This window comes from Motilibacter rhizosphaerae (genome assembly GCF_004216915.1).
GTDB lineage: Bacteria > Actinomycetota > Actinomycetes > Motilibacterales > Motilibacteraceae > Motilibacter > Motilibacter rhizosphaerae.
The window spans coordinates 161853-178675 of sequence record NZ_SGXD01000004.1; the positions used below are offsets into that span (position 1 = coordinate 161853).

Consider the following 16823-nt stretch of genomic DNA (forward strand, 5'->3'; position numbering starts at 1 on the left):
TGCGGCACCGACCGGCGCGCTGTCGTGCCTGTCGTGCCCGTCCTGCATGTCGGCCCTCGCGGGGTGCCCGACCAGGAGCGCTCACCCCGGCAGACCCGACCGGACGGGCTGCGGGTGGAGCATCCCACTCCCGTCCGCGCCCTCCTCGGCCGCGTCCCCCTCGGCCAGCGGCGCGGGGGTCGCACCCGGCTCGTGCAGCGCGGAGACGACGGCCGCCGCGAGGACGGGGCCGAAGCCCGGCAGCGTCGCGACCTCCTCCGCCGTGGCCTCCCGCAGCCGCTTGACCGAGCCGAAGTGGCGCAGCAGCGCCTTGCGCCGGGCCTCCCCCAGCCCCGGCACCCCGTCGAGCGCGCTGACGCGCACGGCCTTGGAGCGCCGCTGCCGGTGGTACGTGATGGCGAAGCGGTGCGCCTCGTCGCGCACGCGCTGGAGGAGGTAGAGCCCCTCGCTCGTGCGCGGGAGGATCACCGGCGCGTCGTCGTCGGGGAGCCACACCTCCTCGAGCCGCTTGGCCAGGCCGCAGACGGCGACGTCGTCGATGCCGAGCTCGTCGAGCGCGCGTTGCGCCGCCGCGACCTGCGGCGGGCCGCCGTCGACGACGACGAGCTGCGGGGCGTAGGCGAACTTGCGCGGACGCCCGGTCTCGGGGTCGATGCCGGCCGGCACCTCCGCGGCGGGCGCGCCGTGCTGCTCGGCGAGCTCCTCGCCGGCCCCCGCCTCGACGAGCACGCCGGCCTCGCCCGTGGACTCCCGCGCCTCGAGGTAGCGCCGGAAGCGGCGGGTGATGACCTCGTGCATGGAGGCGACGTCGTCGGACTGCCCGGCCACGCCGCGGATGGCGAAGCGGCGGTACTCGGACTTGCGCGCCAGGCCGTCCTCGAAGACCACCATCGAGGCCACGATCTCCTCGCCCTGGTGGTGCGAGACGTCGTAGCACTCGATCCGCAGCGGGGCCTCGTCGAGCCCGAGCGCCTCCTGGACCTCCTGCAGGGCCCGCCCGCGGGTGGTGAGGTCGCTGGCCCGCTTGGTCTTGTGCAGCGCGAGGGCCTGCGCCGCGTTGCGCGCGACGGTCTCGAGCAGGGCGCGCTTGTCGCCGCGCTGCGGCACGCGCAGCTCGGCGCGCGCGCCGCGGGCGAGCCGGAGGATCTCCTGCACCAGCTCGGCGTCCTCGGGGAGCGCCGGCACGAGCACCTCGCGCGGGACCTCGTTGCCGCCGTCGAGGTAGAACTGCTCGACGAACCGCTCGACGAGCCCGCCGGTGTCGACCTCCTCCACCTTGTCGACGACGAAGCCGCGCTGCCCGCGGACGCGGCCGCCGCGGACGTGGAAGACCTGGACGGCCGCCTCGAGCTCGTCCTCGGCGAAGGCGATGACGTCGGCGTCGGTGGCGTCGGGCAGGACGACCGCGCTCTTCTCCATGGCGCGGGTCAGCGCGCCGATGTCGTCGCGCAGGCGCGCCGCCCGCTCGTACGCCATCTCGGCGGCGGCCTCCTGCATCTGCCGCTCGAGGCGCCTGGTGAACTTGGCCGTGGAGCCGGCCATGAAGTCGCAGAAGTCCTCGACGATCGCGCGGTGCTCCTCCGCGCTCACCTTGCCGACGCAGGGCGCGGAGCACTTCTCGATGTAGCCGAGCAGGCACGGCCGGCCGACCTGCTCGGCGCGCTTGAACACCCCCGCGCTGCAGGTACGGGCCGGGAAGACCCGCAGCAGCAGGTCGAGCGTCTCGCGGATGGCCCAGGCGTGGGCGTACGGGCCGAAGTAGCGCACGCCCTTGCGCTTCGGCCCGCGCATGACGAGCAGCCGCGGGAACTCCTCGTGGAGCGTGACGGCGAGGCTGGGGTAGGACTTGTCGTCGCGGTACTTGACGTTGAAGCGCGGGTCGAACTCCTTGATCCAGCTGTACTCCAGCTGGAGCGCCTCGACCTCGGTGGCGACGACGGTCCACTCGACGCTGGCCGCCGTCGTCACCATCGTCGCGGTGCGCGGGTGGAGCTGGAGCAGGTCCTGGAAGTAGTTGTTCAGCCTGTTGCGCAGGCTCTTCGCCTTGCCGACGTAGATGACCCGGCCCTGCTCGTCACGGAACTTGTAGACCCCAGGGGAGTCCGGGACCTCCCCCGTGCGGGGGCGGTAGGTCGAGGGGTCCGCCACGGCTCGATGCTACGTCCGGCTGGTCGTGTGGCAGCGCGGGTCAGCCGGCCAGCGCGGGAGCGCGCTTGCGGCCGGCCTTGCGCGCGCGCCCACGGGGGTCGAGGGCCTCGCGGAGGAAGCGCCCGGTGTGGCTGGCGGCCACCTGCGCGACCTGCTCCGGGGTGCCCTGGGCGACCACCGTGCCGCCGCCGCTGCCGCCCTCGGGACCCATGTCGATGACCCAGTCGGCCGTCTTGATGACGTCGAGGTTGTGCTCGATGACGATGACGCTGTTGCCCTGCTCGACCAGCCGGGTCAGCACGCCGAGCAGCTTGCGGATGTCCTCGAAGTGCAGCCCCGTCGTCGGCTCGTCGAGGACGTAGACCGTCCTGCCGTTGCTGCGCTTCTGCAGCTCGGAGGCGAGCTTGACGCGCTGCGCCTCGCCGCCGGACAGCGTCGGCGCCGGCTGGCCGAGCCGGACGTAGCCCAGCCCGACGTCGACCAGGGTGCGCAGGTGGCGGGCGATCGCGGGGACCGCCGCGAAGAAGTCCGCGGCCTCATCGATCGGCATGTCGAGCACCTCGGCGATCGTCTTGCCCTTGAAGTGCACCTCGAGCGTCTCGCGGTTGTAGCGCGCGCCGTGGCAGACCTCGCACGGGACGTAGACGTCCGGCAGGAAGTTCATCTCGATCTTGATCGTGCCGTCGCCCGAGCAGGCCTCGCAGCGCCCGCCCTTGACGTTGAAGGAGAAGCGGCCCGGCAGGTAGCCGCGGACCTTCGCCTCCGTCGTCTCGGCGAACAGCCGGCGCATGTGGTCGAAGACGCCGGTGTAGGTCGCGGGGTTGCTCCGCGGGGTGCGCCCGATCGGGCTCTGGTCGACGTGGACGACCTTGTCGAGGTGCTCGAGCCCGGTCACCGTGCGGTGCCGGCCCGGCACCTGGCGCGCGCCGTTGAGCTTGTTGGCGAGCACGGTGTAGAGGATGTCGTTGACCAGCGTGGACTTCCCCGAGCCGCTGACGCCCGTCACCGCGACGAGGCAGCCGAGCGGGAACGCCACGTCGACGGCCTTGAGGTTGTGCTCGCGGGCGCCCTTGACGACGAGCTCGCGGCCCGGCGTCGGCGCCCGGCGCTCGGTCGGCGTCTCGATCCGCGTCCGCCCCGAGAGGTACGCGCCGGTGAGCGACTCCTCGTTGGTGAGCAGGCTGGCCACGTCGCCGGAGTGGACGACCCGCCCGCCGTGCTCCCCCGCGCCCGGCCCGATGTCGACCACCCAGTCCGCGGTGCGCACGGTGTCCTCGTCGTGCTCGACGACGATGAGGGTGTTGCCGAGGTCGCGCAGCCGGGTGAGGGTGTCGATGAGGCGGCGGTTGTCGCGCTGGTGCAGGCCGATGCTCGGCTCGTCGAGGACGTAGAGCACGCCGACGAGCCCGGAGCCGATCTGCGTGGCGAGCCTGATGCGCTGCGCCTCGCCGCCGGACAGCGTGCCGGCCGCGCGGTCGAGGCTGAGGTAGTCGAGGCCCACGTCGAGCAGGAAGCCGAGCCGGGCGTTGATCTCCTTCAGCACGCGCTCGGCGATCTGCCGCTCCCGCGCGCTGAGCTCGAGGTCGGCGAGCGCCTTGGCCGCCTCGCCGACGGGCAGCGCGCAGAAGTCGGCGATCGACATGCCGTTGACCGTGACGGCGAGGATCTCGGGCTTGAGCCGCGAGCCCTTGCAGGAGGGGCACGGCACCTCGCGCATGTAGCCCTCGTAGCGGTCCCGGCTCCACTCGGAGTCGGTCTCGGAGTGGCGCCGCTTGACGAACGGGATCGCACCCTCGAAGCCGCTGAAGTAGGAGCGCTCGCGCCCGAAGCGGTTGCGGTACTTCACGTGGACCTGGTAGTCGAGGCCGTGGAGGACCGCGTCCTTGGCCCGCTTGGGCAGGCTGCGCCACGGGGTGTCGAGGCTGAACTCCAGCGACTCGGCGAGGGCGTCGAGCAGCCGGAGGAAGTAGTCGGCGGACTGGCCGCTGGCCCACGGCGCGACCGCGCCCTCGCGCAGGCTGAGCTCGTCGTCGGGCACGAGCAGCTCGGGGTCGACCTCGAGCCGCGTGCCGATGCCGGTGCACTCGGGGCAGGCCCCGAACGGCGAGTTGAACGAGAACGACCGCGGCTCCAGCTCCTCGAACGACAGGTCGTCGAACAGGCAGGCCAGGTGCTCGCTGAAGATCCGCTCGCGGCCCGGGTCGCCCTCGGGCAGGTCGACGAAGTCGAGGACCACGAGGCCGCCGGCGAGGCCCAGCGCCGTCTCGACCGAGTCGGTGAGCCGGCGCTTGGCCGAGGGCTTGACCTGGAGGCGGTCGACCACGACCTCGACGGTGTGCTTGTAGCGCTTGTCGAGCTTGGGCGGCTCGCTGAGCTGCACCGTCGCGCCGTCGACCCGCGCCCGGCTGTAGCCCTTGGTCTGCAGGTCGGCGAAGAGGTCGGCGAACTCGCCCTTGCGCCCGCGCACGACGGGGGCGAGGACCTGGAAGCGGGCGCCGTCCTCCATCTCGAGGACCCGGTCGACGATCTGCTGCGGCGTCTGCCGCGCGATGTCGCGCCCGCACTTCGGGCAGTGCGGGTGGCCGGTGCGCGACCAGAGCAGGCGCAGGTAGTCGTAGACCTCGGTGATCGTCCCGACGGTCGAGCGCGGGTTGCGGCTCGTCGACTTCTGGTCGATCGAGACCGCGGGCGACAGCCCCTCGATGAAGTCGACGTCGGGCTTGTCCATCTGCCCGAGGAACTGCCGGGCGTAGGACGACAGGGACTCGACGTAGCGCCGCTGCCCCTCGGCGAAGATCGTGTCGAAGGCGAGGCTGGACTTGCCCGACCCGGACAGGCCCGTGAACACGACGAGGGCGTTCCGGGGCAGGTCGAGCGAGACGTCCCTGAGGTTGTGCTCCCGGGCACCTCGGACGATCAGGCGGTCGGCCACGGCTCCCCTTCGCTGGCGTGTCACTGGCGTGGTGCGGCTCTCCCCGAGGGGCGCGGACGCGCACCCCGGGGCACCCCGCCATGCTAGGTGGCCCCACCGACACAGTGCCGAGCGAAGAACCGGAGCCCCCGTGAGCGAGCCCGCCGAGACCCCCGTGACCGGCACCGACCTCGTCCTCGGGACGCTCGCGGTGACCGGGCTGTCCGTCGGCGCGACGGACAACGACGCGTACCTCCTGCGCTGCCGCGCGTCGGGCGCGACGCTGCTCGTCGACGCCGCCGCCGAGGCGGAGCGGCTCCTCCGGCTCGTCGGCGACCTGGCAGGGGGACGGCTCGACGGCGTGCTGACGACCCACCGGCACCACGACCACTGGGGCGCCCTGGCGCAGCTCGTGCAGGCGACCGGCACCACGACGTACGCCGGGGCGGCCGACGCCGACGCGATCGGGGTCCGCACCGACGTCCGGCTCGGCCACGGCGACCTCGTGCGCGTCGGGGAGGCCGAGGTGCGCGTCGTCGCCCTGCCCGGGCACACCCCGGGCTCGGTCGCGGTGCTCCTCGAGCCGGAGTCCGACGCTCCCGTCGTGCTCACCGGCGACGCGCTCTTCCCCGGGGGCGTGGGCCGCACCGGCTCGCCCGAGGAGTTCACCAGCGCGTACGACGCGGTGGTCCGCGAGCTGTTCGATCAGCTCCCGGACGCCACGCGCGTCCTGCCGGGGCACGGGCTGCCGACGACCCTGGGCGCCGAGCGCCCGAGCCTGCCGGAGTGGCGCGCCCGCGGCTGGTAGGCCTACTCCCCCGCGCCGGACTCGAGCGACTCCAGCGTGGCCCGCGCGCCCTTCGCGTGGAGCGACTCCAGCACCGCGAGGTACGCCGCCCGGAAGCGCTCGTCGTCGACCAGGTCGCCGAACAGCGCCCGGTTCTCGACGAACGCCAGCGGTTCGTCGTGCTGGCGGCGGGCGGTCTCGACCAGCACGTCGCGCAGCCGGTCCACGACCTCGATCGGCTGGCCCTGCTCGTCGACGGCCTCGGCGTACCTCGCCCAGCTGGCGACGACGGCGATGGCGCGGACCGGCACCGCGCCCGCGGCGAGCCGCTCGCGCACGACGGGGAGCAGCCACTTCGGGATCCGGTCGGAGCTCTCGGCGCACAGCCGGGGCACCGTGTCGCGCACCTCGGCGTTGGAGAACCGCTCGACCAGCTGGGTCTTGTAGTCGTCGAGGTCGATGCCCGGCACCGGCCGCAGCGTCGGCGTGCCCTCCTCGTCCATGTAGGCCCGCAGGAAGCGCGCGAAGAGCGGGTCGCGGGCGACGTCGTGCACGAGCCGGTAGCCCGCGAGGTAGCCGAAGTAGCACAGCGCCTGGTGGCTCGCGTTGAGCAGGCGGAGCTTCATGAGCTCGTACGGCTCGACGTCCTCGACGAGCTGCACGCCCGCGTCCTGCAGCGGCGGCCGGCCCAGGGGGAAGGCGTCCTCGAGCACCCACTGCGTGAACGGCTCGCAGACGACCGGCCAACCGTCCGCGATGCCGAAGCGCTCGGCCACCTCCGCGCGGTCGTCGTCCGTCGTCGCGGGGGTGATGCGGTCGACCATGCAGGACGGGAAGCGCACCTCCTGCTCGATCCAGTCCGCCAGCTCCGGGTCGCGCAGCCGTGCGAACGCCGTGAACATCCGGTGCGCCACCTCGCCGTTGCCCTGGATGTTGTCGCAGGACATCACCGTGAACGGCGGGATGCCGCGGTCGCGGCGCCTCCGCAGGCCCTCCGTCACGAGCCCGAAGACCGTACGCGGCACCGCCCCGGGCTCGAGGTCGGCCATCACCCCGGGGTTGCCGGCGTCGAACTCGCCGGTCACGTGGTGGAAGTTGTAGCCGCCCTCGGTGATCGTGAGGGAGACGATGCGCACCTCGGGCGAGGCGAGCCTCTCCACGACGGCCCCGGGGTCGTCGGGGGCGAACAGGTAGTCGACGAGCGAGCCGATGACCCGCGGCTCGTACGTGCCGTCCGGGTGCTTGACGACGAGGGTGTAGAGGAAGTCCTGCGCTGCCAGGACATCGCGCATCCGCTCGTCGTGCGGGAGGACCCCGACGCCGCAGATCCCCCAGTCCCGCGCCTCCCCCTGCTCCATGAGCCGGTCGAGGTACATCGCCTGGTGCGCGCGGTGGAAGCCCCCGACACCGAAGTGGACGATCCCCGCGCGCACGCGGGAGCGGTCGTAGGTCGGGACCGCCACCCCCTCGGGCGGGTCGGCGAGGACGCTGCGGTCGAGGCGGCGCGGGGTCACTTGACGGCTCCGAGGGACAGGCCCTGGACCAGCTTGTCCTGGGCGGCGAACCCGGCGACCAGCACGGGGAAGGAGATGGCGCAGGCGGCCGCGCAGACCTTGGCGAGGAAGAGCCCCTGGCTCGTGACGAAGCTGGTGAGGAACACCGGCGCCGTCTGCGACACGACTCCGGTCAGCACGCGGGCGAAGAGCATCTCGTTCCAGCTGAAGATGAAGCAGATCAGCGAGGTCGCGGCGATGCCCGGCGCCGAGAGCGGCAGGATGATCCGGCGGAAGATCGCCGGCAGCGACGCACCGTCGATGGAGGCCGCCTCGAGGATCGCGACCGGCACCTCGGCGAGGAAGGAGCGCATCATCCACACGGCGATCGGCAGGTTCATCGTCGTGTAGAGCAGCACCAGCAGCCAGATGTTGTCGAGCAGGTGCACCTTCTGCGCGAAGAGGTAGATCGGCAGGAGGCCGGCCACCGCCGGCAGCATCTTCGTCGTGAGGAAGAAGAAGAGCACGTCGGACCACTTGCGCACGGGGCGGATCGACAGCGCGTACGCCGCCGGGATCGCCAGCGCGAGCACGAGGACCGTGGAGCCGATGCTCGCGGTCGCCGAGTTGATGAGCGAGGGCCACGGGCTCGTACCGGTGGAGGCACCGAAGAACTCGCGGTAGCCCTGCAGGGTCAGCTTCGCGCCCAGTGACGGCGGGTTGGTGGCGGCGTCGGACTCGGTGTGGAAGGACGTGAGGACCATCCACGCGACGGGCGCGAAGAACAGCAGCCCCAGGACCCAGGCGAGCAGGCCGAGCAGCGGGCTCCCGCCCCGGCGGGGGCGCCGGCGGCGGGCGACCGGCACCGTGACGACGGCGGTCATGACTCCTCCCGGAGCAGGCTGGAGATCTGGCGCAGCGCGAACGTGGCGATGACGATCGACCCGAAGACGACGATGACGCCGTTGGCAGAGGCCTGCCCGTAGTCGTGCGCCTGGTAGAAGGTCTCGTAGATCGTGTAGGGCAGGTTCGCGGTGCCGAGCCCGCCGGAGGTGAGCGTGAAGACGGCGTCGAAGTTCTGCACGACGTAGATGCAGCCGAGCAGAGCGGCCAGCTCGAGGTAGCGCCGCAGGTGCGGCAGGGTGATGAAGCGGAACACCTGCCACGCACCGGCACCGTCGACGCGAGCCGCCTCATAGACGTCGAGGGGCCGGGACTGGAGGCCGGCCAGCAGGATCAGCATCATGAACGGCGTCCACTGCCACACCAGGGCGGCCTCGACGGCGAGCTTGGGCGTCCCCCCGATCCAGTCGGGCTGGGGTGGCGAGTCCGAGCCGAACAGGCTCCACAGCCAGTGCAGGCCGCCGTTGAGCAGGCCGTACTCCGGGTTGTAGAGCGCGTGCTTCCACAGCAGCGCGGCGGCGACCGGCACCACGAGGAACGGCGCGATGAGGATCGTGCGGACGAAGCCGCGGCCGAAGAACGCGCGGTCCAGGAGCAGGGCGAGGCCGAGCCCGATGAGCAGGCTGACCAGCACCACGCTCACGGTCAGCACGATCGTCGTGATGATCGACGAGCGCAGCGTCGCGTCCTGGAAGGCGTTGACGTAGTTGTGCAGGCCGCTGAAGCCCTTGTCGTCCGGGTAGAGCGCGTTCCAGCGCATCAGCGAGATGACGAGCGTGGCGACGAACGGCAGCTGGGTGACGACGACGAGGTAGACCAGCGCCGGCAGGAGGGGGGCACGGCGTGCCCAGTCCCTGCGGGACCGCCAGCCCTGCTGCGAGGTCCGGCCCGGGGCCGGGGCGGGCCGCGAGGCCCGCCCCGACGCCGGGAGCTGCACGGTGCTCATGTGCAGTCCTTCCGCTGTGGTGTCGGCAGTACGGTCACTTGCCGGCGTACTTGTCGGCGACCTTCTGCGCTTCGGACTGCCCGCTCTTCAGTGCCGCCGAGACGCTGGTCTTGCCGGCGATCGCAGAGCTGATGGACTGGGAGACCGTCGTGCCGAGGGCGCTGAACTCCGGGATGTCGACGAACTGGATGCCTACGGTGGGGCGAGGCTGCACACCCGGGTCGGTCGGGTCGGCGCTCGCGATGGAGTCCTTGGTCTGCTGGTAGAACGCGCCCGCGGACTTCTGGTAGTCCGCGTTGTCGTACGTCGAGGCGCGCTTGCCGGCGGGCACTCGCGGCCAGCCGAGGCTCTTGCCGACGAGGTTCTCGTAGTCCTTGCCGGAGGCCCACTCGATGAACTTCGCGGCCGCGTCCTGGTGCTTCGAGGCCTTCTGCACGGCCCAGGCCCAGGTGTAGAGCCATCCGGAGCTCTTGGTCTTCACGACGGGAGCGGGCGCGTAGCCGAGCTTCCCGGCGACGGGCGACTGCGACGACTCGAGCGTGCCGGCGGCGGAGGTCGCGTCGTACCACATGGCGACCTTGCTCTGCTCCATGTTGTTGAGGCACTCGGTGAAGCCGGACTGCGAGGCTCCGGACTCGCCGTGGGCCTTGATGAGGTTGACGTAGAAGTTCGTCGCCTGCGCCCACTCCGGGCTGTCCAGACCGGCCTTCCAGTCCTTGGTGAACCACGTGCCGCCGAAGGTGTTGACCACGGTCGTCAGCGGGGCCATCACCTCGCCCCAGCCCGGGAGGCCGCGCAGGCAGATGCCCTTCATGCCGGGCTGCGCGCCGTCGACCTTGGCCGCGATGTCCGCCACCTGCTGCCAGGTCGGTTGCGCCGGCATCGAGACGCCCTTGGACTGCAGGACGTCCTTGCGGTACATGAGGAACGAGGACTCGCCGTAGAACGGCTCGCCGTAGACCTTGCCGTCGACCGTGAGCGACTCGGTCATCGGCTTGAGGATGTCGTCCTGGGCGAACGTCGCGTCCTTGCTCACCGCGTCGAGCGGGGCGAGCCAGCCGTTCTTCGCGTAGAACGGGATCTCGTAGTTGCTCAGCGACGCGACGTCGTACTGGCCGGCCTGGCTGGAGAACTCCTGCGAGATCTTGTCGCGGACGTCGTTCTCCGGCAGCACGGTGTAGTTCACCTTGATGCCGGTCGACTTCGTGAAGTTGTCCGCCGTGAGCTTCTGCAGGTCGACCATCTGCGGGTTGTTCACCATGAGGACGTTGACGACCTTGCCACCGCCACTGCCCGAGCTGCCGCCCGAACCGCCGGCACCGCCGCAGGCGGCGAGGGCGGGGACGACCGCGACCGAGAGCACCGAGAGCGCGGCCACCGAGCCGCGCGGACCTCGTGCGAAGAGCACCTTTGCCTCCTGGGATGAGAACAGCTCGCTCGCGCTCATCTGAGCAGCGAGGGCGACACCTGAGAGTGTTGTGCGGTTCTCCGGTGGAGGTCAACACCGTGCGGCAAGATGAGCCCTAGACCGCTCAGATGAGCAGGAAGGCGGAACTGCATGCCGCGTCGCAGCCAGCCGGGGCCCGGCGAGCTCGTCCTCATGGCCTCGGTCGCCCGCCGGCACTACCTCGCCGGCCGGTCGAACGTCGAGATCGCCGAGGAGCTGGGGCTCAGCAGGTTCAAGGTCGCCCGTCTGCTCGACGCGGCCGTGTCCACCGGGCTCGTGCGGATCGAGATCACCTCGCCGGCGGGGGTGGACGTCGAGCTGTCCAGCCGGCTGCAGGAGGCGTACGGGCTGCGCCACGCCGTCGTCGTCGACGTCGACGACCCGCCCGTGGAGACCCTGCTGCCCGCGCTCGGCCGGGCCGCCGCCGACCTGGTGTCGGAGATCGTCACCGACGACGACGTGCTCGGCCTGGTGTGGGCACGCTCGGTCAGCGCGATGAGCGCCGCGCTGCGCGAGCTGGCGCCCTGCCCCGTCGTGCAGCTCAGCGGGGCCCTGCTGGCCCCGGGCGGCGGCGGGGACACCGGTACCGAGCTGGTGCGCAGCGTCGCCCGCGTCGGCGGAGGGCCGGCGTACTGCTTCTACGCGCCGATGATCGTCCCCGACGCGGCCACCGCCACCGCGCTGCGCCGCCAGCCCGACGTCACGCGCGCCCTCGAGCAGCTCCCCCGCGTCACGAAGGCCGTCGTGGGCGTCGGCGCCTGGGCACCCGGCTACTCCACCGTGCACGACGCGCTGCCGGAGCCCGAGCGGGCCCGGCTCTACCAGCGCGGCGTCCGCGCCGAGGTCGGCGGCAACCTGCTCGACGCCGAGGGCGGCGAGGTCGAGTCACCGCTCACCGCGCGGCTGCTCAGCGTCGGGGCGGACCAGCTGCGCCAGGTCGAGGAGGTCGTCGCCGTCGCGTACGGCGTCCCCAAGGCGGCAGCGGTGCGCGCTGCCCTGCGCAGCGGCCTCGTCCGCGGGCTCGTGACCCACCGGGCGCTCGCCGTGGCGCTGCTCGCCCTGGAAGCCGGGGCGTGACGCCCGCAGCGGCGACGCGTGCCCGGAGGCGGGTCGCGGATACCGTGACCCGGTGACCGGGGCACCAGCGGACGAGGTGGGCGAGCTGCTGCCCGGCGGCCACGCCAACCGCGGGCGCATCCGGCGCGCCGGCGACACCGTCCGCCGCCCGCTGCGCCCGACGAGCCCCAGCGTGCACGCCCTGCTGCGCCACCTCGAGGCCGTCGGCTTCCCGGGAGCTCCCCGCGTGCGCGGGGTCGACGGGACGCGCGAGGTGCTCGACTACGTCCCCGGCGAGGTGCCCGGCTCGCGGGTGCCGGACGCGCTGGCCACCGATGACGCGCTGGCCAGCGTCGCGCTCCTCCTCCGCGACTACCACCACGCGGCTCGGGGCTTCGACGCCGCCGCCTGGGCGTGGCCCCGCCGCGCGCCGGCCGCCTGGGCGGGCTCGGTGGTCGTGCACAACGACCCGAACATCGACAACGTGGTGTTCCGGGGAGGCCGCGCCGTCGCCCTCATCGACTTCGACCTGGCCGCACCCGCGGACCCGCTGTGGGACGTCGCCCTCGCCGTACGCCTGTGGGCGCCGCTGCGCGACCCGGTCGACGTGCACGACGCCCGCCAGGGCCAGGAGCTGCGGCGGGCGCGGCTCTTCGCCGACGCGTACGGGCTGGCGCGCGAGGAGCGCGAGCGGCTCGCCGCCGCCGTGCGGGACAGCGGCGAGTGGGCGTACGCCGCCGTCGAGCAGGCCGTCGACCAGGGGCACCGCGAGTTCGCGGAGTACTGGCGCGCCAAGGGCGGTGCCCGGGCCGGCCGGACGCGGGCGTGGCTGGAGGCGCACGCCGCCGAGGTCGGCGACGCGCTGCGCTAGGCGCGCTGCGACCCGGACGCCTCCGACGCCGCGTCAGACCCCGGCGGCGCGCATCCCCCGGAGCTCCTTCTTCAGCTCGTGGACCTCGTCGCGCAGCCGGGCGGCGAGCTCGAACTGCAGCTCGGCCGCCGCCGTGTGCATCTGGTCGGTGAGCGTCTGGATGAGCTGGGCGAGGTCGCTCGCCGCCATCGACCCCGCGACGGCGCCGGCGTGCGCCCCCGCCTCGCCGCGGGACGAGAGGCCCGGCACCGGCGACTTGCCGCGCGACTGCTGCCGCCCGGAGCCGCCCAGCAGCTCGGCGGTGTCGGCGTCCTCGCGGTTGAGCATCTCGGTGATGTCGGAGATCCGCTTGCGCAGCGGCTGCGGGTCGATGCCGCGCGCCTCGTTGTAGGCGACCTGCTTCTCGCGCCGGCGCGTCGTCTCCTCGATCGCCTGGGCCATGGAGGGGGTGATCTTGTCGGCGTACATGTGCACCTCGCCCGAGACGTTGCGGGCCGCGCGCCCGATCGTCTGGATGAGCGAGGTCGCCGAGCGCAGGAAGCCCTCCTTGTCCGCGTCGAGGATGGCGACGAGCGACACCTCGGGCAGGTCGAGCCCCTCGCGCAGCAGGTTGATGCCGACGAGCACGTCGTAGTCGCCGCGGCGCAGCTCGCGCAGCAGCTCCACGCGACGCAGCGTGTCGACCTCGCTGTGGAGGTAGCGGACCCGGACGCCCAGCTCGAGGAGGTAGTCGGTGAGGTCCTCGGCCATCTTCTTCGTCAGCGTGGTGACGAGGACGCGCTCGTCCTTCTCCGCGCGCACCCGGATCTCGTGGACGAGGTCGTCGATCTGGCCCTTCGTGGGCTTGACCACGACCTGCGGGTCGACCAGGCCGGTCGGGCGGATGACCTGCTCGACGAACTCGCCGCCCGTCCGCGTCATCTCGTACGGGCCGGGGGTCGCCGAGAGGTAGACCGTCTGCCCGATCCGCTCGAGGAACTCCTCCCACTTCAGCGGCCGGTTGTCCATCGCGCTCGGCAGCCGGAAGCCGTGCTCGACCAGGGTGCGCTTGCGCGACATGTCGCCCTCGTACATCCCGCCGATCTGCGGGATGGAGACGTGCGACTCGTCGACGACGAGGAGGAAGTCCTCGGGGAAGAAGTCGAGCAGCGTGTTGGCGGCCGAGCCGGGCTCGCGGCCGTCGATGTGGCGGGAGTAGTTCTCGATGCCGTTGCAGAACCCGACCTGGCGCATCATCTCGATGTCGTAGGTGGTGCGCATGCGCAGCCGCTGCGCCTCGAGCAGCTTGCCCTGCCGCTCCATCCGCGACAGCGTGTCGGCCAGCTCGAGCTCGATGCCTTTGATCGCGCGCTCCATGCGCTCGGGACCGGCGACGTAGTGGGTGGCCGGGAAGATGCGGACGGTCTGCTCCTCCTTGAGCACCTCGCCGGTGAGCGGGTGGAGGACGAGCAGGCGCTCGACCTCGTCGCCGAACATCTCGATGCGGACCGCGAGCTCCTCGTACATCGGGATGATCTCGATGGTGTCGCCGCGCACGCGGAACGTGCCGCGGGTGAAGGAGAGGTCGTTGCGGGTGTACTGCATCTCGACGAAGCGCCGCAGCAGCGCGTCGCGGTCGGTCTCCATGCCGACCTCGAGCTCGACCGAGCGGTCGACGTACTCCTGCGGGGTGCCGAGGCCGTAGATGCACGAGACGGTCGCGACCACGATGACGTCGCGCCGCGTCAGCAGCTTGCTCGTCGCCGAGTGCCGCAGCCGCTCGACCTCCTCGTTGAGCGAGGAGTCCTTCTCGATGTAGGTGTCCGTTTGCGGGACGTAGGCCTCGGGCTGGTAGTAGTCGTAGTAGGAGACGAAGTACTCCACCGCGTTGTGCGGCAGCATCTCGCGCAGCTCGTTGGCCATCTGCGCGGCCAGCGTCTTGTTCGGCTCGAGCACGAGCGTCGGGCGCTGCAGCCGCTCGACGAGCCAGGCGGTCGTCGCGCTCTTGCCGGTGCCGGTCGCGCCGAGCAGGACGACGTCCTGCTCCCCCGCGCGCACGCGGCGCTCGAGGTCGGCGATGGCGGCCGGCTGGTCGCCGGCGGGCTCGTACTCGCTCACCACCTCGAAGGGGGTGGCGGAGCTGCGCTGGAGGTCGGTCACGGGTCGCACGGTTCGAAGGTACGCGCTGGCACCGACAGAGCCCTCCCGAGCGGCGGGCTACCCCCGCAGCGGGGCTGCCACCTGCAGCCCCGCCGTGCCGGACGCGCTCGGCGCGAACGCGCTGGTGCCCGAGTACTGGGCGCGGAACCGCCACCGGCCGGTGGTCGGCGGGTGCCACGAGACCGTCCCGCTGCCGCCGACGACGCGGACGGGCAGCAGGGCGTAGGGCTGCCAGCCCGAGAAGGGGTCGAGCCGCTCGACGGTCACGACCGCGCGCCCGCTCGCCGCGGGCGCGACGGCGACCCGCACCGCGACGTTGCGCCCCGGCGCGACGACGGCGCTGGCGCGCCCCTCGACCGTGGTCCTCGTCGAGGTGATCGCGCGCATCGAGCGCACCAGCGCGTACGCCGCCCGGCCCGGCCCGGCCGCGCGCACGGCCACCACGTAGTGCCCGGCGGGGAGGCGCACGGCGACCCGCAGCGCCCCGCTCCCGGTCGCGCCGGCGACCGGCCGGCCCGCGTCCGTCCGGACGTCGAGCCCGAGCTCCCTGCTCGCCGGGGCGGCGAGGTCGAGGTCGAGCACCGAGCGTCGGGCGACGTCGAAGTGGTAGACGTCCACGGCGTCGAGGGAGGCGCCGCCGACGCTGCCGCGCAGTCGCCGGTGCTCGGGCAGCGGCAGGCCGGGCGCGACGTCGTCGCGGCCGGCCGGCCCGGCGAGCAGGGCCACCGGCTGCGCGCTGCGCACCCCGGCGTCCGCGGTGAGGAGCGCGACCCAGCGGCCGCTGGCGCCGAGCGGGGGCGTGAAGAGCTGCGCGCCGCCGCACGACGTGGAGAGCCTCGGGGCCTGGTCGAAGGACGTGGTGCCCGGCGCGAAGAGCTGCAGGGAGGCGCAGCCCGCGGGCGCGACCAGGTCCAGCACGTACGTCCGGCCTCCGACGAGGGGCAGCCAGTACGCCGCGGTCGGTCGCAGCACGCGGTCGAGCACCACGCGCGCCCCGCGGTGCGGCAGCGGGTGCCCCGGTGGCGTGGCGGGCGCCGGCCCGCGCAGCAGCCCGAGCGTGAACGCCCCGGGTGCCGAGCCCGGGAGCGCGGCGACGCGGACGAGGTACGCCGCCCCGGCCGCCGGGCGGAAGGCCGTGGCCGCCCTGCCCTGGTCGTCGGTGGTGTCGCAGGCGACCTCGCTGAGCCGGGAGCGGACCGCGCCGAAGACGGTGACCTGGGCGTCGAGCTGCCCGTCGGCCTGCAGGCGGAGGACCACCGCGCGATCGGCGGGCGGGGTGACGGCGTACCAGACGGAGGGGCCGGTCGCGCCGCACGAGCTCAGCGGCTCGACCGCGTCGACGGTCGCGCCCACCGTCGTCCCGCGCACCGTGCCGGGCACGCGCAGGGCGACGGGCGCCTCGCGGGCGTCCCCCGGCGGCGGGCCGACCTCGGCGGCGACGGCCGGAGCGGCGAGCGCGGGACCGGCGAGCACGAGCAGCGCAGCGCCCAGGACGACGGAGCACAGGGAGCGGGGGGACGGCACGGGGACTCCTGGGTCTCGCAGGGGGTGTCGCCGGTGGGTGGTGCAGCGGGCTGGTGCTGGGTCTGCCCGAGAGGACCCCCTGGCCGCCCCGCCTGGTTCAGTCGTCCTGCGACGCGTCCGGCGGTGATGTCGCCATCGTCGGGGAGCAGGCGGATCGGTCGCGGGCGCCTCGGTGGTCGCCGGGAGCGCAGTCGTCCAGGACGCGGCGGACGACGTCGACGGCGCTGCTTGCGTCGGTGCAGATGCTGACGACCTCGACGTCCGCAGCATCGGGTCCGAGGGGTGGCGACGAGCCCTAGGGTCGGTCGCATGCGAGGGGATGCGCTGCTGGGCGGCCCACGGGGACGGCGCCTGTGCCTCGAGGTGACGTGGCAGTTCCAGCAGGATCCGGATGCCCGGCACCGGTGGTGGCGGTCGTTGTCGGGGTGGGACGGTGCCGCGACGGATGAGCGGGCTCGGGTGGCTGCGCTCGCTGCTGCCGTCGCCTCGGTCGACGTCGACGGCATCGCGAGGTGCTCCGCGGTGCGCGACTTGCTGCCGGCCCTGGACATGGCGGTCTCCTTCGCCCGGTACTGGCAGGAGCCGGATGAGGACGATC

At 72.9% G+C, this 16823-nt stretch carries 11 protein-coding genes; 3 read left to right on the forward strand and 8 right to left on the reverse strand.

What is annotated here, in order from left to right; all coding sequences use genetic code 11:
* Window positions 1-81 precede the first annotated feature (81 nt).
* Together uvrC and uvrA are read right to left on the reverse strand one after the other, a co-directional pair.
* A complete protein-coding gene (uvrC, locus tag EV189_RS15855; RefSeq protein ID WP_130493959.1) occupies window positions 82-2148 on the reverse strand; it encodes an excinuclease ABC subunit UvrC in 2067 nt (688 codons plus the stop codon).
* A 40-nt stretch (window positions 2149-2188) separates the two neighbouring features.
* Window positions 2189-5080 (reverse strand): excinuclease ABC subunit UvrA, encoded by a 2892-nt coding sequence (gene uvrA / locus EV189_RS15860; RefSeq protein WP_130493960.1) that lies wholly within the window; start codon window positions 5078-5080, stop codon window positions 2189-2191.
* 130 nt (window positions 5081-5210) lie between these two features.
* Here uvrA and EV189_RS15865 point away from each other — a divergent pair, with 130 nt between their 5' ends.
* Window positions 5211-5867, forward strand: coding sequence for an MBL fold metallo-hydrolase (locus EV189_RS15865; protein WP_231116463.1), 657 nt, complete (start codon window positions 5211-5213; stop codon window positions 5865-5867).
* A 2-nt stretch (window positions 5868-5869) separates the two neighbouring features.
* On the opposite strand, the gene EV189_RS15870 is transcribed toward EV189_RS15865, so the two are convergent.
* Genes EV189_RS15870 through EV189_RS15885 form a run of 4 tightly spaced genes read right to left on the reverse strand, consistent with a single transcriptional unit; the run spans window position 5870 to window position 10635 of the window.
* Window positions 5870-7360, reverse strand: a complete 1491-nt coding sequence (locus EV189_RS15870) for a mannitol dehydrogenase family protein (RefSeq protein WP_130493961.1) — start codon at window positions 7358-7360, stop codon at window positions 5870-5872.
* Entirely contained in the window at window positions 7357-8223 is an 867-nt protein-coding gene (locus EV189_RS15875) for a carbohydrate ABC transporter permease (RefSeq protein ID WP_130493962.1), read from the reverse strand. The genes EV189_RS15870 and EV189_RS15875 overlap by 4 nt, the downstream gene beginning before the upstream one ends.
* Window positions 8220-9188, reverse strand: a complete 969-nt coding sequence (locus EV189_RS15880; RefSeq protein ID WP_130493963.1) for a carbohydrate ABC transporter permease — start codon at window positions 9186-9188, stop codon at window positions 8220-8222. The genes EV189_RS15875 and EV189_RS15880 overlap by 4 nt, the downstream gene beginning before the upstream one ends.
* Before the next feature lie 34 nt (window positions 9189-9222).
* Complete coding sequence (locus tag EV189_RS15885; protein WP_130493964.1) at window positions 9223-10635, reverse strand: ABC transporter substrate-binding protein; 1413 nt, start codon at window positions 10633-10635, stop codon at window positions 9223-9225.
* 111 nt (window positions 10636-10746) lie between these two features.
* On the opposite strand from EV189_RS15885, the gene EV189_RS15890 reads away from it, so the two are divergent.
* Together EV189_RS15890 and EV189_RS15895 are read left to right on the forward strand one after the other, a co-directional pair.
* Complete coding sequence (locus EV189_RS15890; protein WP_130493965.1) at window positions 10747-11712, forward strand: sugar-binding transcriptional regulator; 966 nt, start codon at window positions 10747-10749, stop codon at window positions 11710-11712.
* A 52-nt stretch (window positions 11713-11764) separates the two neighbouring features.
* Window positions 11765-12562 carry a phosphotransferase gene (locus tag EV189_RS15895; protein ID WP_130493966.1) on the forward strand — a complete coding sequence of 266 codons (798 nt, stop codon included), beginning with the start codon at window positions 11765-11767 and terminating at the stop codon, window positions 12560-12562.
* 33 nt (window positions 12563-12595) lie between these two features.
* On the opposite strand, the gene uvrB is transcribed toward EV189_RS15895, so the two are convergent.
* Both uvrB and EV189_RS15905 read right to left on the reverse strand, forming a co-directional pair.
* Window positions 12596-14710, reverse strand: a complete 2115-nt coding sequence (uvrB, locus tag EV189_RS15900) for an excinuclease ABC subunit UvrB (RefSeq protein ID WP_130493967.1) — start codon at window positions 14708-14710, stop codon at window positions 12596-12598.
* A 48-nt stretch (window positions 14711-14758) separates the two neighbouring features.
* Complete coding sequence (locus EV189_RS15905) at window positions 14759-16225, reverse strand: hypothetical protein (RefSeq protein WP_130493968.1); 1467 nt, start codon at window positions 16223-16225, stop codon at window positions 14759-14761.
* Window positions 16226-16823 lie beyond the last annotated feature (598 nt).